This is a genomic window from Rhizobium favelukesii (assembly GCF_000577275.2).
GTDB classification, from domain to species: domain Bacteria; phylum Pseudomonadota; class Alphaproteobacteria; order Rhizobiales; family Rhizobiaceae; genus Rhizobium; species Rhizobium favelukesii.
Map to the genome: position 1 here is coordinate 1,399,146 of NZ_HG916855.1, position 18,296 is coordinate 1,417,441.

Sequence of the window (18,296 nt, forward strand, 5' to 3'; positions counted from 1 at the left end):
ATCACCTATGCCGCATCACAACTAATGTGATGTCATCATGTATTTTCTGCGTTCCGATATAGGCCATCAGGCCCTCGATAATGCCGTCCTTTACCTCTTCGGCCGTTTGGCCGTACAGGCGCCGCGCGCTCTGGCAAAGCCGATCGATACCGAACAGTTCGCCGCGCGGATTTTCAGCTTCCGTGACGCCGTCCGTATGCAGCACGATCAGGTCGCCCTTCTGGAAGGATATTTCGCGAGTATCAACAAAGGGCGAAATGTCGGATTCAAGCCCCACCGGCAGTCCAAGATCACCGGTATCGATCCGCTCGACCTCCCCTGTCTGGCGAATGACGATGAGGTCTTCATGCTGCCCTGAAATGGTCAGGCGATCGCCATCGTAATCAAGGAACGACAAGGTCACGTGCTTGTCGGTCCTCGTGCGCTCGATGTTCTTGAAGATCGCCCGGTTCAGGTGTGCAAGGAATTTCGAAGGGTCCGTCTCCCCCGCCTCCAGCAAGGCGCGGGCGACCGATTGCACCATCAGCATCAGCACGCCGCTCTCCAGGCCATGGCCGGTAACATCGCCGATGCCTATCTTCAGGCTTCTGCCATTCTGCAGGACGTCATAGTAGTCGCCGCCAACCTCGTCGGCGGGACGCATATAAGCGGCAATCTCCAGATGCTCGACCGCGCGGAGCTCGGCTGCGCGTGGCAACACCATCATCTGGATGTGTCGGGCCACATCGAGTTCGGCGCCGAGACGCAGATTCTCGCTCTTCAGTTGCGTGTTCAAGGCCGAGATTTCTTCCTTCGCCTCCTCGATCTCCTGCGTCCGCTCCGCGACCAGTTTTTCAAGGTTTTCGGTGTGGAAGCTGATCTGCTCGGCCATGCGATTGAAGGCGAGTCCGGCCTGGGCGACTTCGTCCTTGCTGCGGATGTCGACCCGAACGGAATAGTCCTTCGCCTCGATGCGCTTGGCCGCCCCCGCCAGAGCTCTGATCCCGCTGGTAATGCGTTTCGACGCCGCAAATACCGCGGCCGTGACGATGAGCAGCGAAACGAGCACCGCGAGGATCTGATAGATGAGGATGCGGTTGGTTGCCTGCGCTATCTGCTGCCTGGCGGCGATCAGGGAGGCGTAAATCTCTCGCTCGGGGACGACAATGCCGAGCGACATGACTTCGCGCTGAATCGGACCGTTGACCCACAAATTGGAGGGGCGGAGCTGTTTGGTGACGACCAGATAGGGCACGTCCTCGCCATTCTCCTTAAGCGCGATGTGCTGGACGACGCCGTCCGTATCGAGTGGAAGGGCTGCAACGGCGTTCTGCGCGCTGTTGCGCAGCGAGCGATCAAGTCCCGTTACCCCCTTGCTGGTCGCGTCGCTCGCCGCGCGCAGGCCGATGACCTTCTCTCCGGCCGCGTTGATCGCAACGACGTTGCCGTTCGACATCGCCAGAAAGCCGAAACCGCTTTCTGCGACTTTCACGTGTTCGACAATTTCAGCAAGCTGATCGAGGGTAATATCGGCGCCGGCAGTTCCCGCCACGCCGCGTCGATCGGCCGTCCAAAGAGGGTGGAAGAAGCTGACGATCAGCTTTCCCGTAATGGCGTCGGTATAAGGAGCGGTCTGCGTGATGTTTTCGGCAACGGGGCGTGACGCGGGCTCTCGCGCCCATTGCTGCCATGACTCATAAATGCCCGGAAAGAAGAAATCCCAGAAGTTCGCGTCATTATGGCCGGGATAGAGCCGGTCGAATGTCTGCGCCTGATCGGTATAAGGGGCTGTTCTGAAGATCGGCCGCTCCTTCGGGCCGATGTAGTACATCTGGAGTTTGGAGGCGCCTGTGCGCAGAAGGTTTGGCGCAACGAGATCAAGGACGGTGCTGGTTTCGATATCGGTCTGCACTTGCGGCAGCGGATGATGATCCTTGTCGAGCAGGTAGCCCCAGACGCTGACGACGGACGGCGAACCTGGAAGGTTTTGCGCCCAATTGCCGCTCATGTTGAAACTCACCGTCACTGCGCCGGGGTCAGCCCTTGCCATGGCCGCGCCGACCGCGTCGTTCCTGATTGGTCGATCGATCTGGCCCTGGAGCACGCCGGCTAACGCTTTGACGTCTGAATGCACCTGGTCCAAAAGCAGGCCAACCTGCGCGGCCGTGGAATCGCTGGAGGAGCGGATATAGTCCTGGCTCGCCTTTTCAAGACCTTGGCCAACCTGGGTGGTTGCGTCACGTGATAGCCGCTGCACGTTCCAAAGCGCCAGGCCGCCGCTGACCAGAAGATCAAATAGCACGGCGCCACCGACAACAATCATGAATTTCGTCCGAAACGAGCGCAATCCGAGGCCTGGCTTTAGTGGAGAAACGGTCATAGCGGTTTTTGCCCCGACGCCGCCCAGATTGGCCAGCCGGAATAGCCTCGCGGATGAAGCGCAGCGAAGATGTGATCCCTGAACCCCTGCCTGAACCGTTCAACGAACTCCGGAGAATCTCCTCGTTTGACAGACATCTCGCCTGCGTACACATCCTCCCATGCTTCAATGACATCGGCGAACTCCTGCGGATCGCCGTCGAGGTTGGTGACCATGAAACTTTCGATCCTCACATCCTCGAAGCCGGTATCCAGCAGCAGGCGGGAACCCTTTGGCCCCATTTCGACGTCCATATCGAAATGGCGAAAGAGCTTGGCTACCTCGTTGTAGGTCCATTGGATGCTGTCGGCGCGCGGCTCGCCCAGGCAATGGGAGTTCTTTTCGTTGGTGATGTAGACCCTGCCGCCCGGCTTGCAGATCCGGTAGAGTTCTCTGAGGAGAAGCTCCGGGCGGTCGAAGATCTGCAAGGAGTGCCGGCACGTCACGAAATCGAACTGATCGCTTTCGAACAGCGTTTGGGATGCGTCACCATACGTGTATTCGATATCGCGAACGCAAAACTCCTCCGCAACGGAGCGCGCATAGTCGAGGCTTGCCGCGGAGTGGTCGAGGGCGACGATTCTGGCCGGATTGAATTCCTTCCTCACAAGCATCACGAAATCACCGATGCCGCAGCAAATGTCGGCGATCACCATGCCGTTGCGAAGGCCGTGCCGCGGCAGGATTTCCCGTTCGTGACGCCAGGTCATTTTCGTTTGAGTCCGCAGAATCGGGATGAAGCTCTGGTTCTCGACAAATGTCTGGCCGGGATAGAAGGCAGAATCGTAGATCTCCATCGAGATATTGGGCGAGAGTTCGCTCAGGTGCCGAAACATTTGCGTCGCCCATGCGACAACACTCGATGCGACAACGACGATCTTGAGCTCCGGCCTCGAGCGGGAGGCGTCGACGAGGACGCGCGCCAGGGCGCGGAACGCCGTGCTGTTCATGTGGGTGACGCGTTTCAGGTTGACGTAGAAAACCCCTTGGACCGTTTCAATCTTGTCTCGCAGCAGCAAGAGCTCATCGGCAATGTCGGCGATCGAACGCGGTCGGAAAACACCGGTGGCGACAAACTCCTGATTGCTGGCGTCGAATTGCGTCGTGAAGACGTGTGAAGAACTATTCGCGGTCAATTGAGGAGCCTCTCGAGCGGCAGGTCGACAACGAAGGTGAGGGCGTCGGCAGCCGAAGCGCGTAGTTCTATGTCCGCGTCATAGTTGACCGCCAATCCCAATAGCACCGCTTGCGCGATGGGAGCAGTTTCGTCGGCGATGACCCTCACGTAGTTTGCCAGCTTTTCACCGTCGTTCAGACCGTCAACGAGCTCAAAGTAAAAGCGTCGCTGTTGTGACGGGCAGGGAAAGCTCAACTCGATTCGCTCTGTCTGCTCATGACGATAGAGATCGCATACCAGCTCGCCCTCTTGCGCGTCGGAGCGAAACGACATCTCAAGCAGTTCGTTGAGAGCCGAAGAGAGCAGGTTGGAGTGGCGCAGCGGATCACGGCGATCGTGGCTGACCATGCGGGCGATATAATTCGACAGCTGGTCGCAATGCAGCCAGTCGGCCGTGAAGGTTGCCATTTCGATTTCCAGTTTGAGCAGCTGCTCGAAAGCTGTGTTTGTTATCGCTTCCTGCCTTTTCAACCGGAACCTCCCTGTCCAACTGCCGTTTGCACGCCTCCAGGGCCGCCCCTGTGACCCGGCGCAGCGCCGTTGGTCCGACGACCTTTTCGGTGGCCGACGAACTGTCCAATATGGTCAACATGCATGGGCGGGCTCAGGAAGTGGCCTTGCAATCGATCGCATCCCTCAGCCTCCAGCCACGCGGCTTGTTCGGCAGTCTCGACGCCCTCCGCCGTGACGCGCATGCCGAGCCCGTGCGACAGTGCAATGACAGCGCGCACGATTGTCTGGCTCTTCTCGTCGTCGAGGAGGTCGTCGATGAAGTATTTGTCGATCTTGATGTTGTCGAACGGAAAGTTCTTCAGGTAGCTCAAGGATGAATAATCGGTTCCGAAATCATCAAGGGAGATCTGGATGCCAAGTACGCTGAGGGTGTTTAGCGTATCGAGGTTGTTGATCGTGCGCTCCAGAAGGACCGTTTCGGTGATCTCAAGCTCCAAGCGCTCGGCGGGAAAGCCGACCAGATCGAGCGTTTGCGATACGCGGTCCGTGAAGCCTGCAGTCAGGAACTCTGCGGGGGACAGATTGACGGCGACGGTATAATGCGCCGGCCAGTCCAACGCTGCTCGACAGGCTTCCTCAAGCACCCACTGGCCAATCTCGCTCATCAGGCCATCGGCTTCCGCCATCGGGATAAAGGCGATCGGCGGAACCACGCCGAGCCTCGGATGACGCCAGCGCAACAAGGCTTCAAAGCCAATGACGGCGCGCGCGTGGTCAACGATCGGCTGGTACTCGAGGAAAAATTCACCGTGCTGAAGCGCCACCCTCAGGCTGCGTCGCAGCACTTCCCGTTGCTCTAGCACCAGCAACATACTTTGATCGAAGGTTCGTGCGCGGCGGCGTCCTTCCTTTTTGGCCGCATAAAGGGCGACATCGGCAGCTTTCATCAATTGCTCGCCCTCGTCGCCGTCGCGTGGCGCAATCGCAATGCCGACACTGGCTCCCACGAAGACAGCAATGCCATCCACCACAAATGGCTTCTTGAATTCGCCAACCAGCGCCTCGGCCAGTCGCTCAGCCTCGCTTGGTTGCTCTTGCGCAATCTGGATCACAGCAAATTCGTCACCGGCGAGACGAAAGGCCGTCTCGTCCGTGCCAAGCACGCTTCGGATCCGGTTGGCGGCGAGCTTTAAAACAATGTCTCCAGCGCCGTGCCCAAGCGTGTCGTTCACTGGCTTGAAGTCGTCGAGATCGATCTGCATCAGTGCAAGACCGCTCTTGTCACCGGTGGGAAGCAGCCGCCCCAATTCGTCGCTGAACTGCCGGCGATTGGGCAGTCCGGTCAGCACGTCATGGGTTGCTTGGTGCAGAAGCAGGGCTCGTTCCTGCTCCTGCGCACGTGTGGTTTCATTGAGATCGGCGCCGCTGATCTCGACGACCGCCAGACCCTCCCTGGCAGGCAGCAGCAGCAGATCGTAGCGGTCATCGGTCGATATGCCCAGCCGGATGGATTGCGGCCTGCCAGTGTTGACGACGAGCCGGACAATGTCAGCGGCCGGAGGATTTGCCAGCGCAGGGTAAACGTCCCACAATTTTGTCGCCGCTTGCTCGTTGAAACCCCCGCGCCGCTTAAATTTCTCAGACCAGTCGACAAGGACGAGGTCGAGATCCCAGAGCGAGAAAGCCGCGTCGGCGCGGCGGAGGAATTCGGATCCCTGTGGAACCAGCTTGGGCCAACTCGCACGACCTTCTGGCATATGGGTTGGATCTCCTCATTGCGCCGCGCCTAAGTTCTTCGATGTATCCTGCCAATATTGAATCAGCTGTTTGTATAAGAGCTAGCGCATGGAGTGTTGCAGTCAATCAAAAACGCTACCCTAGGGCAGTATTGCACACACTCCTGAGACTGTGGATGCGCGCTCTATGCAAAACGGCCCGCCTTGCAGTCATCCTAACGGACTAATGACCGCAATCCGCGCTTGCTGTTGACACATTCATACACGTTGGCAAAAGCGATGCGAAATTGGTCGGAGACCCGCGATTTGGTTATCGCCGGAAAGAGGCCGGCTGCAGTTCGCCAAATCCCCGCAGACACTTGATAACCTCCCGCAGTCCTTTGGTGAGGTGCTTGTCCCGACGCAACACGATGCCGAGCTGGCGGGCCAAGCGCGGCCTGACAGGCGAGGTCGTGAGGAACCCTGCGCGGTCCTGTTTCAGCGCGAGCGCAGGCAGTAGCGACCAGCCCAATCCTGCGGCGACCAGCTCCTTGATTGCTTCAACACTGCCGAACTCCATCGTCGGCTGTATCCGGACGCCGGCCTTTGCGAACCAGCCATCCGTGACAGTGCGTGTGTTGCCACCCTCGTAGAGCATGAGAACCTTGTCTTTGAGAAAGTCGGCGTCGGGTCCGCCTTCCGGCATTTCACTGCCCTTGGGCGCCACTGCAAGCAACTCGTCCTCATAGAAAGGCTCGATTTCCAGCGACCTGCCCGAGGCGGGGAGGGTAACGACGGCGAGGTCGAGCGCATTGGCTTCGAGGTCGCGTAAAACCTCGTCGGTGTTGCCGATCCGGACCATGATCTCAAGCCCCGGCATTTGCTTCTTGGCGGCCGCGATTGCGCGCGGAAGCAGGTGGATCGAGGCCGTTCCGCCGCTGCCGATCCTGACCCGGCCGACCGAGCCCTGCTGATATGGCGTCATTGCATCAGTTGCTGCCGCACAGTCTTCAAGGATGCGCCTTGCGTGAACGAGGAGATCCGCGCCGGCCGGCGATGGTTGCGCGCGTCGCCCGACGCGCTCGATCAGCCGAACCCCCAGCCGCTGTTCGAGCAACTTGACCTGCAGGCTGACGGCCGGCTGAGTGAGGCCAATCTTGTCGGCCGCCGCCGTGAAGCTTCCCAGATCGATCACGCTCACAAAAGAAGCGAGCTGGTCGATATTAAGCAATATAAGAAATCCTTATGGTTTGTATTTGAACCATAACCTTCCTTCTAGGTGTTGGCGAGTCTTATCTGTTGGTGTTGCGCTAATCACATGGCGCGGATCGGCGGACGATGCGGAGTATGACATGTCAACTGACCTGGAACTGGATTGGAAAAGCAATGTCGCTTCGCCGCGAGGCTTCATCAGTCGCGCAGTTGAGTTTTTGGGTTGTCGCCTGGAGAAGCGCCGCGGCCGTCAGGCTCTCGCGCAACTGACGGCAGACCAGCTCAAGGACATCGGGATCACGCCGCAGGAGGCCTCTGCCGAGATTGGCAAGTCGTGGTTCTGGAGCCAATAGCAACAGGAAAGCTGTTTTAACGTTGGTTGGTGACGAGCTGCGCTTGCCTCGCAACGATCCTGCAACACGTACATGAAAACGTGCTGATGGACGACCTGTATCAAATCGCAATAGCATGCGTTACGACAGGTACGTCTCGTCAAGTCTGCAGGAGCCGGGAGGGGACAATGCAGTCGCTGGCAGCGCCAGTGCACAAGCCGATGGACCGCGAGCTTTCTGCAGGAGGTAAACTGGAAGGTGTGCGGCGCGCCGACCTAGCGCCCATAGGCCACGATGCCGCCGGCGCTATGCTTGCCAGCCTTCCAGGGTCTCGACAAAACGCGTCAGCCAGGCGTTTGTCTGATGAGCGTCGAGTGCGCGATGATCAATCGTCAACGAGACATAGGCCATCGGTCGAATCTGGATCGTATCGACGCCATCGACCTCTCGTACGACAACGCGCTTTTCCATTTTTCCGACGCCAAGGATTGCCGATTGCGGCTGATTGATGATGACGGGTGCCGCGACCAGGGAGCCTGACACCCCGTGGTTTGAGATCGTGAAGGTGCCGCCGCGCATATCGGCGTTGGTGAGGCCGCCAGCCCGCCCACGATTGGTCAGGTCCTGAAGTTTGGCGGCAATCGCCAACAGCGAGAGGTCCTGCACGTGCCAAACGACCGGAACGACCAGGCCTTTGTCGCCAAGTGCCATGCCGACGCCGATGTTGATATCGTCGAAGATCTCCAAATGATCGTCATGCCAGCGGCTGTTGATCTCCGGCACAGCCCGCGTCGCCGCAACGCAGGCAGCGATGAGGTAGGCCGTATAGGAAAGATTGATGCCGTCGGCGGCAAATACCGCCTTGCTCTTCTCGCGATGCTTGATGATCGCGGTGAAATCGGCCTCGAAGATTGCCGTGACATGTGGGGCGGTCGTAGCCGATTCCAGCATGTGCCGCGCGATGGAAAGCCGCATGGGAGTATGAGCAACCATGTGCGAGCGGTGAGTGATCTGATCGCGGTTGAGCATGCCCGGATCGGGGCTGGTCGGGATGCGCCCGGACGATGGCGTCTCATCGCGCTCTATGCCGCATCCATATCCATACGCGTAACGCGTCCATCCCTGCCAGTGCCGACGACCTCAGCCGGATCGATGCCGTATTGCTCTCCAGCACTGCGAACTGCCGGCGAGAAGCGGTCGCCGCTCTCATTGCCAGTCTCGCCAGGTGGCAAGGGTGGAGTATCGGGCGCATGCTCATCACCGGCGGTGCTTGGCCTCAGACGAATGCGGCAGAGAACCGCGCCGGGCGCTGCATCCATGCCTGACGCCATGACGATCTCGTCGAGGATTCCTGCCGCGGGGGCAGAAATCTCCTGTGTGACCTTGTCCGTTTCGAGCTCGACGAGGGGATCGTCGAGGGCGACGATCTCGCCTGGTTGCTTTAGCCAGTTGCGTACGACTGCCTTCGTTCCCTCCTGTTCGACGGGCACGAGAACTTCGGAAAAATCGACCATGTTCTAGTACTCCACGAGGGCCGTGATTTTCTGCCTGATGCGGTCAACCGACGGCACCGCCCAGTCGAGCAAGGCCGGATTGTGCGGGCTTGGGATATCGGGCATCGTCAAACGCGACACCGGTGCGTCGAGATCCATGAAGGCCTCGTCGGCAACGACTGCGGCAATCTCGGCACCGAAGCCGCCTGTTCCAAGATCCTCATGGACGATAAGACACCGTCGGGTGCGACGGACCGACAAAACAACGCTCGCGTGGTCCCAGGGCATCAGCGTGCGAAGATCGATCACATCGGCAGAGATGCCTTCCGCCGCCTCCTCGCAGCGGGGAACCATGGCGCCCCAGGTCACGATCGAGATGGCATTGCCCTTGCGCGTAAAGCGTGCCTTGCCAAAGGGCAGGGCGTAGTTGTCACCTGGGTAAGGGCGGCGTGCCCACGGATGATCGAGCATGGCGCGATGCTCGAAGAAGATGACAGGATCGTTGCCGCGCAGGGCGGTCCGTAATAGCCCGACGGCGTCTTCGGCGTTCGAGGGAACGGCGACCTTCCAACCCGGCTGGTGGACGAAGGCGACCTCGTTCGTCTGGCTGTGCCATGGGTCGCCGCACTTGAAGAAACCGCCGGGCATGCGCAGCACGACGGGCGCTGCGAATCGGTTGTTGGTGCGCCAGCGGATCGTGCCGCAATCGTTGATCTGTTCCGCCGCCGGCTCGGCATATTTGCGGAACTGAATTTCGGGAACCGGAACAAGCCCGGCAAGCGCCATGCCGACGGCGCGCCCGACGATGCCTTCCTCCGAGAGCGAGGTATCAAACACCCGTTGTTTGCCGAACTTGTCCTGTAGTCCCAGCGTGACAGCGTGAACGCCGCCCTTCGGGCCGATGTCCTCGCCAAACAGCACCACACGCTTGTTGATGGTCAGTTCGTGGTCAAGTGTACGCCTGATCGCCGTGACCATATTGATACGCTGGCCGTCCGGTGACGCCTCGTCGCTGCAATCGGGGGCATGGTAGCCGTCACTATGCTGACCACCCATCGCCTGCATGTCTCCGTCGAAGAACACATGACGGGTGACCGTTTCGGGAGCGGCAACAACACGGTTTTCAGCCTCGGCGCGCGCTCGTTCTGCAATGTCAGCCGCCTCAAGCCGGCAGGCTTCCCACTCGTCCGCGCTCATCACCGACGGTACCAGGTAGTCTCGAAGCCGTGGTAGCGGATCGCGAGCCCATTCCGCCTTGACGAGCGCTTCGCTCTTATATGACTGGGTGTCTTGGAAGCTGTGCCCCTCCAATCGCGGGACAGTGAGCCGCAAAAGGGCAGGCATTTTACGCTCGCGAATGAAACCGACTGCCTGTTGCGTCAATCGCGCGGCCGTGGCGGGATCGCACCCATCGCCTTCAAAGATCGTCAGGCCCTGCCAGCTCGCGAGATTGGCGGCGATGTTTCCGCCGGGCGTCTGCACGTTGGAAGGGACCGAGATTCCGAAGCCGTTATCCTCGACGTAAAACAACATAGGCAGCGTCTGCGTCGTGGCGATCGTCAGCGCAGACCAGAAGCCGTTCGATGCGACCGAACCGTCGCCACCCAGCACGACGGCGATCGCATCGCGATAGTCATGCTCCCCCAACACCGTCGCGTAATATTGGAGCGCTTGGGCCCAGCCAGCCGTCGGCGTGTACTGGGCTCCGACACCGCCGCACATCGGCAGAGCCGAAGCGCCGTTGTGGTTTGGATAGTTGAAGACCACGCCGATATCGCGGCCATCGGAATAGCCGCCGGCGCGGCCCATCGCCGAGCCGAGCGCATCGGCCGGGTCGACGCCGAGCGACAAAAGCAGCGGGCGCGACCGATAGTAGCCGCAGGTAGCGTCGTGGCGGTTCGTCAGTTGCAGACCAAGCATGATCTGCGCCATGTCATGGCCGCGGGCGGAGAATTGATAAAGGACTTTCTTCTCGGGAACGAGCCGGGTTTCCTCCATCTCGTCAAGGATGCGCGACAGATGCAGGAGATAGGTAACGCGTTGCCAGTCCACTCCCTCGTCGGGTGCGTTCCTGCCACGCAATAAAACCGCGGTTGCCTGCGCCATCTTCGATCCTCCCAAACCTATGGTCTGTGAAGAGACTAGTGCAGCCCTTGGGAAAATGCGTTTCAGATTTCAGAGAAAAACGCCGAGATGTGAAACATTCATTTCGCCAGTTCCCAAAGCTACGCAGTATCAATTCGGAACCCTGGCTATGGCTCCCTTGGGTTGCGACAGCAAGAGCCGCACTGACCGAATCGCCGATCGGATATCGGTGCGTCCGGTGAGCTTTTTGGCAGCGAGTGGGGCAGCGGCTGCGGTTATCCTCTCAGCTTCATATCGACGTTGCAAATTCCAGATGCCTCATATGCGGTTTTCGAAGTGCTCATTGAGGAAGCAATCGGCTATATAATTGTGCAACGCACAAGGAGATATGACATGAAAATCGGCAACAGGTTCGGAGAGTTCCTTCAGCTCCGTAAAGCATACAGAGATCTTTCCCGACTCGACGACGCGGCACTGAAGGACATCGGCGTTGCGCGCGGCGATATTAAGCGCCTGGTATACGGTCGCTAAGACTTTCGACAAGATCAAGACATCAAGGCTCGCTCATGCGGGCCTTTGTTGCTTTTTGATGCCTGTATGGACGCGGGCCGAGCGGCCCGCCGACCCTCTTCGATCTTGCCTTCGGCAACGGGGCTTTTCAGCCGCAAGCCCTCGGGACAAAGCGGTGGGCTTGCCCTTTTCGGCTGGGTCAGCTTGCGTCTTCGCTGCGGAAGCTCGACACCCGATAGTGTCTTAAAAACAGACCTTGGAACGTGGCTGTCCGGTATGGTGTGGCGACGGCGCATCACGAATTTCTTGAGTGCGCGCGCTGATGCTTGTTAATGATCCGGGCCCGGAAATTAACTATTTATTAACCAAATCAGACATAGAAATGTTCAACGATTTCTTAACCTAGATGACCAAAGTGCTAACAGACGCTCGCTCGATCCGCATTAAAGGCCGCTCCTTCCTGGCGGTCATGCTTTCGCCAGATCTTCCCTTCGATGACTGGCTCGTAAGACTAGATGATCTTGCCGCGCGCTCCGCCGGCTTCTTCCTGGGGCGACCGGTCGTGCTCGACGTCGGCGACCTGGAGATTGACCGGGCACAGCTGAAGGGCTTGGTCGCTGAGCTTGCGCAGCGCAACGTCAGCATCATGGGCATTGAGGGCTGCCGTCCGTCGCTTCTCGGTCCCGGCATGCCGCCGGCGCTCAAGGGCGGGCGCCCGGTCTCCGATTTCGAGGTTCCCCAGCAGGAACCGATCATCGATGTTCGTACCAAGCCCGCGGTTGTCGAGACCCGGCCGCCATTGCAGTCGATTGTCATTCGCGAGCCGATTCGTTCAGGCCAGTCACTGATTTTTCCGGAAGGCGACGTGACGGTCATCGGCTCCGTCGCATCCGGTTCGGAAATTATCGCCGGCGGCTCGGTGCATGTCTACGGAACACTGAGGGGGCGGGCGATGGCGGGCTCTGTCGGGAATACGTCGGCACGCATCTTCTGCCGCAAGCTTGAGGCGGAGCTGGTCGCCATCGACGGCATCTACAAGATGGCGGAAGACATAGCGCCCAACCTTCGCGGACAGTCCGTTCAGCTCTGGCTGGATGGCGATTCGATCAAGGCAGAGAAACTTATCTAGGCCCGAAGCTGGCTATCACACAGGAGAGAAAGATGGGGAAAGTCATCGTCGTCACTTCGGGCAAGGGCGGAGTGGGCAAGACCACATCCACCGCAGCCCTCGGAGCCGCCTTAGCGCAGAGGAACGAGAAAGTGGTCGTGGTCGACTTCGATGTCGGCCTGCGCAATCTCGATCTCGTCATGGGGGCGGAGCGAAGGGTCGTCTATGACCTTGTCAACGTCATCCAGGGCGACGCCAAGCTTTCTCAGGCGCTGATCCGCGACAAGCGGTTGGAGACGCTCTTCCTGCTGCCGGCCTCGCAAACGCGGGACAAGGACAACCTCACGGCCGAGGGTGTTGAGCGCGTCATAAACGACCTTAGGCGTCACTTCGACTGGATCATCTGCGATAGTCCCGCCGGGATCGAGCGCGGTGCCACACTCGCCATGCGCCACGCCGATGTGGCAGTGGTCGTCACCAACCCCGAGGTCTCGTCCGTCCGCGACTCCGATCGCATCATCGGCCTGCTGGATGCGAAAACGGTCAAGGCCGAGCGCGGCGAGCGGATGGAAAAGCATCTGCTCTTGACGCGTTATGACGCCAGCCGCGCTGAACGCGGCGACATGCTCAAAGTCGATGACGTGCTGGAGATCCTCTCCATTCCGCTCCTCGGCATTATTCCCGAAAGCACGGATGTGCTGCGCGCGTCCAATATCGGTAGCCCCGTGACCCTGGCCGATAGCCGCAGCGCACCGGCGATGGCCTATTTCGATGCTGCGCGCAGACTGGCCGGCGAAGAACTGCCTGTCGTCGTTCCGGGAGAGAAGCGGGGCATCTTCGGCAAGATCTTCGGACGGAGGGCCGCTGCATGAGCATTTTCAGCATCTTTAGCAAACAACGGACCGCGCCGGCGGCCCGAGAGCGCCTGCAGGTACTATTGGCGCATGAGCGCGTTTCGGCAGGATCCGATCTCGTATCGTTGCTGCGCGAAGAAATCCTCGCCGTCATCGCCAAGCACGTGCAGGTCGATAGCGAGAGGGTTCGCGTGACGATGGATCGCGACGAGCATATGTCGATCCTCGAGATCGACGTGGAAATCCCGCTGGGCGCGAGTGTTCGGGCGGCATGAATCCAAGGCGGCGCCAAGAGCGCCGCTTCTTTTTTCGTCTTGAACCCGTCTCGGACGTCGTTCCGTTTGCGTCGCCCCATGGAAGGTGGGGCGGCTATTTCTGCGTCCGCAGCCCGTCCATCAGCAGGCCGATAAGCCGGTTCGAGCGGTCCCGCCATTCCGCAGACGCCGGTAGCGAATAGATGCTCGTAAGGGCATGCAGAAGGTCCGTCGTGTCGATGTCGCTTCGAATGAATCCTTGCTCGGCTGCTGCTCTTAGCAGCTTTTCGGCGGCTCCTCGCAGGATGCCGCTGCCTTCGGCAAACAGCGAGGCGTTGGAGTCCATCAGGATTTTCAGGCTGGTTGCCATTCCCCGCTTGGCGGCGATGTAACCTACAAAGCGGCGCATCCATTCTTCCAGCGCAACATCAGGCGCATGGCTTGCCGCCAGTTCCTTCGCGGCTGCGGCAAGGCTTTCGAGTTCCCGGCGATAGACCACCTCGACGAGATGCTCGCGCGTTGGAAAATGCCGGTAAAGCGTGCCGATGCCGACGCCGGCCCTGCGGGCGATGTCTTCCAGCGATGTTTCGACGCCGGCTTGCGCGAAGGCGGCTGCTGCAACCTCGACAAGTTTCTCGCGATTGCGGCGGGCGTCGGCGCGCAATGGCGGCGGTGTGGACGGGTCCGTCTTCGGCGGGGCCGAGGCCAAAATAAGCTCCAAGCAGATTCCGGACTTGACGATGGACAGCAAGTCACTAGATTAAACGGAGGCTCCTCCGCTTAGTGCAGGCAGGTGCCTTCGACTTCTTAATCCAGAAGGGGGCGGGATGTCATGCCAAAACCTGCCCAGGCTTGCTTCCGATGACTTTACCTAGCGCACCGACCTCGGACGACCATCTTTTTTTGGATTTCCGACGTCCAATCTCGTGACGATAGCAGGAGCTTATCATGACACGAACCGTTCATCTTTCCCTCGACATCAACACACGGCGGCACGAGCTCGATGTCGAGCCGCGGGTGATGTTGCTTGACGCATTGCGTGAGCAACTTGGTCTCACCGGCACCAAGAAGGGGTGCGACCAAGGGCAATGCGGTGCATGCACCGTCCATGTCGACGGCAAGCGTGTGCTTGCTTGTCTGACGCTTGCCGCCCAGGTCGAAGGGCGCAACATCACCACGATCGAAGGGCTTGCGGCCGAGAATGGCGATTTGCATCCGGTGCAGGCGGCCTTCCTGGAGCATGACGCCTTCCAGTGTGGCTATTGCACGCCAGGCCAGATCATGTCGGCTGTCGCCTGCATCAGCGAAGGGCGGGCGGGCTCGGACGAAGAGATCCGGGAATACATGGCCGGCAATCTCTGTCGGTGCGGCGCATACAATCATATCGTGGCGGCAGTGCGCGAAGCGGCGGAGATGGCGTGATGAGAGACTTTAGCTATGTCCGAGCTAGCTCCCTCGACGATGCCCGCCAGCGCGCTATGCAATCCGGCGCGATGCTGCTTGCCGGCGGCACGACGCTTCTCGATCTTGCCAAATGCGGTGTTGCCCAGCCCAGTTCAGTCATCGACATCAGTTATGTCCCGGGCTTGGCGCAGATTTCGGCTAATTCTGATGGCGTTACCATCGGCGCGCTTGCGAAGATGGAGGATGTGGCCGGCAGCCCGGGAATTCGTGCGGACTATCCCGTCATTTCACAGTCGCTATTACTGGCGGCATCTCCTCAGCTGCGCAATATGGCGACGATCGGCGGCAACCTTCTGCAGCGGACGCGCTGTCCCTACTTCCGCGATCCGGCGACGTTTTCCGCTTGCAACAAGCGCGATCCCGGCTCTGGTTGCTCTGCGATCGCTGGTGTGACCCGCAATCACGCGGTGCTTGGAACCAGCCATGCCTGCATTGCCTCCTATCCGGGTGATCTCGCCGTTGCGCTGGTTGCCCTGGAGGCGACGATCGACCTTGGTGACCGCAAGATCACTGCCGAAGAATTCTTCGTGCTCCCCGGCGACACGCCCGAACGTGAAACAATCCTTGAGCGCGGCGAGATGGTCGTGGCCGTCCTCGTTCGGGCGTCGCCGCTTGCCAGAAATTCGACCTACCTCAAGGTCCGCGACCGCCAATCCTATGAATTTGCAGCCGCAAGCGCTGCCGTCGGGCTGGAACTGGAGGCGGATGGCAAGACGATCCGCGACATCCGTGTTGCTTTGGGTGGCGTTGCCACCAAACCCTGGCGCGCACGGTCCGTCGAAAAAGCTCTGATTGGGAAGGCCATCGATGCCGGCACGGTTGAAAAGGCAAGCCGACTGGCAATGGAAGGTGCCGTCGCTTATGGCGGCAATCAGTACAAGATCGAACTCGCGCCGCGTGTCGTTGCGCGCGCCATTCTGACGATGGGAGGTCCGGCATGAACGTCATGGAACCCCGCAGCAAACGCGGCAACGCCTCCGATGGTACGATCGGCGGCCGTCTCTCGCGCTTCGATGGAAGACTGAAGATCACTGGTGGAGCGACATATGCTTTGGAACAACCGGTTGCACGGTTGGCCTATGCTGTTCTCGTGCAGAGCCAGATTGCTGCCGGTCGCGTTATCAAGGTTGACGCTAAAAGGGCACAAGCGGCGCCAGGCACGCTGCTGGTGCTGGCACCTGACGACGATCTCGGCCTGAAGATGGCCTCTGACTGGTACGGAAACCGGCCGGACAACCAACCCTTCTATCCCCTCTCGAGCACTGTCAGCTTCAATGGTCAGGCAGTCGCTGCCGTGATTGGTGAAACGCTGGAGCAGGCGACCGAAGCTGCCCGGCTGGTCGACATCGTCTACGAGGAAGCGTCGGCAATCATTGACTTCGACGATCCGAAGGCTGGAGACGGAAAGACGCTCGATGCGCTTGCGGTGACCTGGGGTGACGCGCAGGCAGCGCTCGCCGCTTCACCGGTGCGCATTGAGGCAGAATACCGAACGCCGCGTGAATATCATGTGACGATCGAACCGCATGGACTGATCGCCCAATGGCACGGCGATAAGCTGACCATCTGGGAGCCAAGCCAATGGACGCACGGGATGGCCCGCACCTATGCCGAATGGTACGGACTGCCGTATGACAACGTGCGTATTATCTCGCCCTTTATCGGTGGAGGCTTCGGGTCCAAGGCGACAGCCTATGCCTATGGCGCCATTGCAACGGCAGCAGCCCGCAAGCTCGGGCGACCAGTCAAGCTCGCGGTGACGCGCCCGCAGACCTTTACCGCCTATGGCGGCCGAGCCGAGACCAGGCAGACAATCGCCCTCGGAGCCAATGCCGACGGTGTACTGCACTCGATCGTCCATCGAGGGGCCAGCGAGACGGCCACCTATGCGGATTTTCCCGAGCAGACAAACGCTGCGACGCCATTGATGTATGCTGTGGAGAATTTCAGCGCGAAACACCGTCTTGTGCCGGTAAATACCGTCATGCCCGGAGCATTGCGCGCGCCGGGCAAGAACCCAAGTGCTTTCGGTCTCGAAAGCGCCATGGATGAACTTGCCTATGCGGTTAGCATCGATCCCGTCGAGCTCAGGCTTCGCAACTATGCCGAGCGTGATCCGCAATCCGGAAAGCCGTGGTCGACCCGCCGGCTGCGCGAGGCACTCTGCGAAGGCGGCGACGCGTTTGGATGGTCACGCCGCAGCTTTGCGCCGCGCTCGATGCGTGATGGCAGACAACTCATCGGATGGGGTGTCGCATGCGGCACGTTCCCGGTTCTGCGTGCATCGAGCGAGGCCTTGATCCGCATCCTTGCCGATGGTTCGGTGGACGTCGTCAGCGGCGCGATCGATATGGGGCAGGGCACCTACACGATCCTCGCCCAGACCGCGGCCGAGGTCCTTGGCGTTCCGGTTGAAAGCATCAACGTGCGGCTTGGCGATTCATCGCTTCCTGGTGCCACGGTCGCCGGCGGCTCCATGCTCGCCGGCGCCATCACCGGAGCCGTCCACAAGACCGCATCGGCTGCCCGCGACGAACTGATCGAACTCGCCCTTAACGACGGCGCCTCACCGTTTCGCGATACCGGTGCCAACACACTGACGGTCGCAGACGGCCGGATTTCAGTACCCCGTGACGGAGGTCTGTCTATCTCCATTGCGGACCTCATGACGGCTTTGGGCCGCGACGTCATCGAAACAAGACGAAACACCCTTCCGGAAGGAGAGCAGGGCCCGGATGGCCACACGAAGGCCTGGACGACGATGGGAAGCATCCAGGGGCCGACGGCGGGTGAATTTTCCATGCACAGCTGGTGCGCGCATTTCGTGGAGGTGAAGGTGGACGAGGATTTCGGCACAATCCGCGTCTCCCGCATGGTCTCTGCATTCGATTGCGGCAGGATTTACAATCCAAAGCTCGCAGAGAGCCAGTGGCGCGGCGGAATCATCATGGGGATCAGTCAGGCGCTGCTCGAAGAAGGCTTGGTCGACCAGCGCAACGGGCGCGTCATCAACAACAATCTCGGCGACTATCTCGTTGCGACCAATGCCGACATCCCGCCGATCCAGGTGATCTCTGTTGGCATTCCTGACCTCAATGCCTCGGTGCTTGGGGGTAAGGGTGTGGGCGAGGTCGGCATCGTCGGTGTCGCGCCGGCAATCGCCAACGCCGTCTTCCACGCAACCGGCAAGCGGGTTCGTCACCTACCGATAACCCTCGACAAGCTGCTGTGACGTGAGTGG

The 18,296-nt window shown here is 60.0% G+C and carries 15 protein-coding genes and 1 pseudogene; 8 read left to right on the top strand and 8 right to left on the bottom strand.

The window, feature by feature from the left end:
- Position 1 precedes the first annotated feature (1 nt).
- From LPU83_RS70090 to LPU83_RS70110, 5 genes are all read right to left on the bottom strand, one after another.
- Positions 2 to 2,359: a SpoIIE family protein phosphatase gene (locus LPU83_RS70090; protein ID WP_024316777.1), complete on the bottom strand. Its 2,358-nt coding sequence runs from the start codon at positions 2,357 to 2,359 to the stop codon at positions 2 to 4.
- Positions 2,356 to 3,534 carry a class I SAM-dependent methyltransferase gene (locus tag LPU83_RS70095; RefSeq protein WP_024316778.1) on the bottom strand — a complete coding sequence of 393 codons (1,179 nt, stop codon included), beginning with the start codon at positions 3,532 to 3,534 and terminating at the stop codon, positions 2,356 to 2,358. The genes LPU83_RS70090 and LPU83_RS70095 overlap by 4 nt, the downstream gene beginning before the upstream one ends.
- Positions 3,531 to 3,983, bottom strand: a complete 453-nt coding sequence (locus LPU83_RS70100) for a ubiquinone biosynthesis methyltransferase UbiE (RefSeq protein WP_231052098.1) — start codon at positions 3,981 to 3,983, stop codon at positions 3,531 to 3,533. Before LPU83_RS70100 ends, LPU83_RS70095 begins: the two co-directional genes overlap by 4 nt.
- A 59-nt stretch (positions 3,984 to 4,042) precedes the next feature.
- Positions 4,043 to 5,785, bottom strand: coding sequence for a putative bifunctional diguanylate cyclase/phosphodiesterase (locus LPU83_RS70105; RefSeq protein ID WP_024316780.1), 1,743 nt, complete (start codon positions 5,783 to 5,785; stop codon positions 4,043 to 4,045).
- Between the two features lie 289 nt (positions 5,786 to 6,074).
- Entirely contained in the window at positions 6,075 to 6,974 is a 900-nt protein-coding gene (locus LPU83_RS70110) for a LysR family transcriptional regulator (protein ID WP_024316781.1), read from the bottom strand.
- Positions 6,975 to 7,095: 121 nt separating this feature from the next.
- On the opposite strand from LPU83_RS70110, the gene LPU83_RS70115 reads away from it, so the two are divergent.
- A complete protein-coding gene (locus tag LPU83_RS70115) occupies positions 7,096 to 7,308 on the top strand; it encodes a DUF1127 domain-containing protein (RefSeq protein WP_024316782.1) in 213 nt (70 codons plus the stop codon).
- A gap of 285 nt (positions 7,309 to 7,593) precedes the next feature.
- Here the strand turns inward: LPU83_RS70115 and LPU83_RS76030 are convergent.
- Positions 7,594 to 8,801: pseudogene (locus LPU83_RS76030) on the bottom strand (dihydrolipoamide acetyltransferase family protein).
- A 3-nt stretch (positions 8,802 to 8,804) separates the two neighbouring features.
- Complete coding sequence (locus tag LPU83_RS70125; protein ID WP_024316784.1) at positions 8,805 to 10,886, bottom strand: alpha-ketoacid dehydrogenase subunit alpha/beta; 2,082 nt, start codon at positions 10,884 to 10,886, stop codon at positions 8,805 to 8,807.
- A 372-nt stretch (positions 10,887 to 11,258) separates the two neighbouring features.
- On the opposite strand from LPU83_RS70125, the gene LPU83_RS70130 reads away from it, so the two are divergent.
- From LPU83_RS70130 to minE, 4 genes are all read left to right on the top strand, one after another.
- A complete protein-coding gene (locus LPU83_RS70130) occupies positions 11,259 to 11,396 on the top strand; it encodes a DUF1127 domain-containing protein (RefSeq protein ID WP_082321366.1) in 138 nt (45 codons plus the stop codon).
- 385 nt (positions 11,397 to 11,781) lie between these two features.
- Complete coding sequence (gene minC, locus LPU83_RS70135) at positions 11,782 to 12,504, top strand: septum site-determining protein MinC (protein WP_024316785.1); 723 nt, start codon at positions 11,782 to 11,784, stop codon at positions 12,502 to 12,504.
- A gap of 32 nt (positions 12,505 to 12,536) precedes the next feature.
- Positions 12,537 to 13,355, top strand: coding sequence for a septum site-determining protein MinD (gene minD, locus LPU83_RS70140; RefSeq protein WP_024316786.1), 819 nt, complete (start codon positions 12,537 to 12,539; stop codon positions 13,353 to 13,355).
- Complete coding sequence (gene minE, locus LPU83_RS70145; RefSeq protein WP_024316787.1) at positions 13,352 to 13,612, top strand: cell division topological specificity factor MinE; 261 nt, start codon at positions 13,352 to 13,354, stop codon at positions 13,610 to 13,612. The genes minD and minE overlap by 4 nt, the downstream gene beginning before the upstream one ends.
- A 94-nt stretch (positions 13,613 to 13,706) precedes the next feature.
- Here minE and LPU83_RS70150 read toward each other — a convergent pair whose 3' ends face one another.
- Complete coding sequence (locus LPU83_RS70150) at positions 13,707 to 14,300, bottom strand: TetR/AcrR family transcriptional regulator (protein WP_024316788.1); 594 nt, start codon at positions 14,298 to 14,300, stop codon at positions 13,707 to 13,709.
- A gap of 239 nt (positions 14,301 to 14,539) precedes the next feature.
- Between LPU83_RS70150 and LPU83_RS70155 the strand changes: the two genes are divergently transcribed.
- From LPU83_RS70155 to LPU83_RS70165, 3 genes are read left to right on the top strand one after another with little or no spacing between them, the layout of a single operon-like run.
- Positions 14,540 to 15,013 carry a (2Fe-2S)-binding protein gene (locus LPU83_RS70155; protein ID WP_024316789.1) on the top strand — a complete coding sequence of 158 codons (474 nt, stop codon included), beginning with the start codon at positions 14,540 to 14,542 and terminating at the stop codon, positions 15,011 to 15,013.
- Complete coding sequence (locus LPU83_RS70160) at positions 15,013 to 15,996, top strand: FAD binding domain-containing protein (RefSeq protein WP_024316790.1); 984 nt, start codon at positions 15,013 to 15,015, stop codon at positions 15,994 to 15,996. The genes LPU83_RS70155 and LPU83_RS70160 overlap by 1 nt, the downstream gene beginning before the upstream one ends.
- The gene (locus LPU83_RS70165) at positions 15,993 to 18,287 is read left to right on the top strand and encodes a xanthine dehydrogenase family protein molybdopterin-binding subunit (protein ID WP_024316791.1); all 2,295 of its coding nucleotides are present in this window, start codon (positions 15,993 to 15,995) and stop codon (positions 18,285 to 18,287) included. Before LPU83_RS70160 ends, LPU83_RS70165 begins: the two co-directional genes overlap by 4 nt.
- Positions 18,288 to 18,296 lie beyond the last annotated feature (9 nt).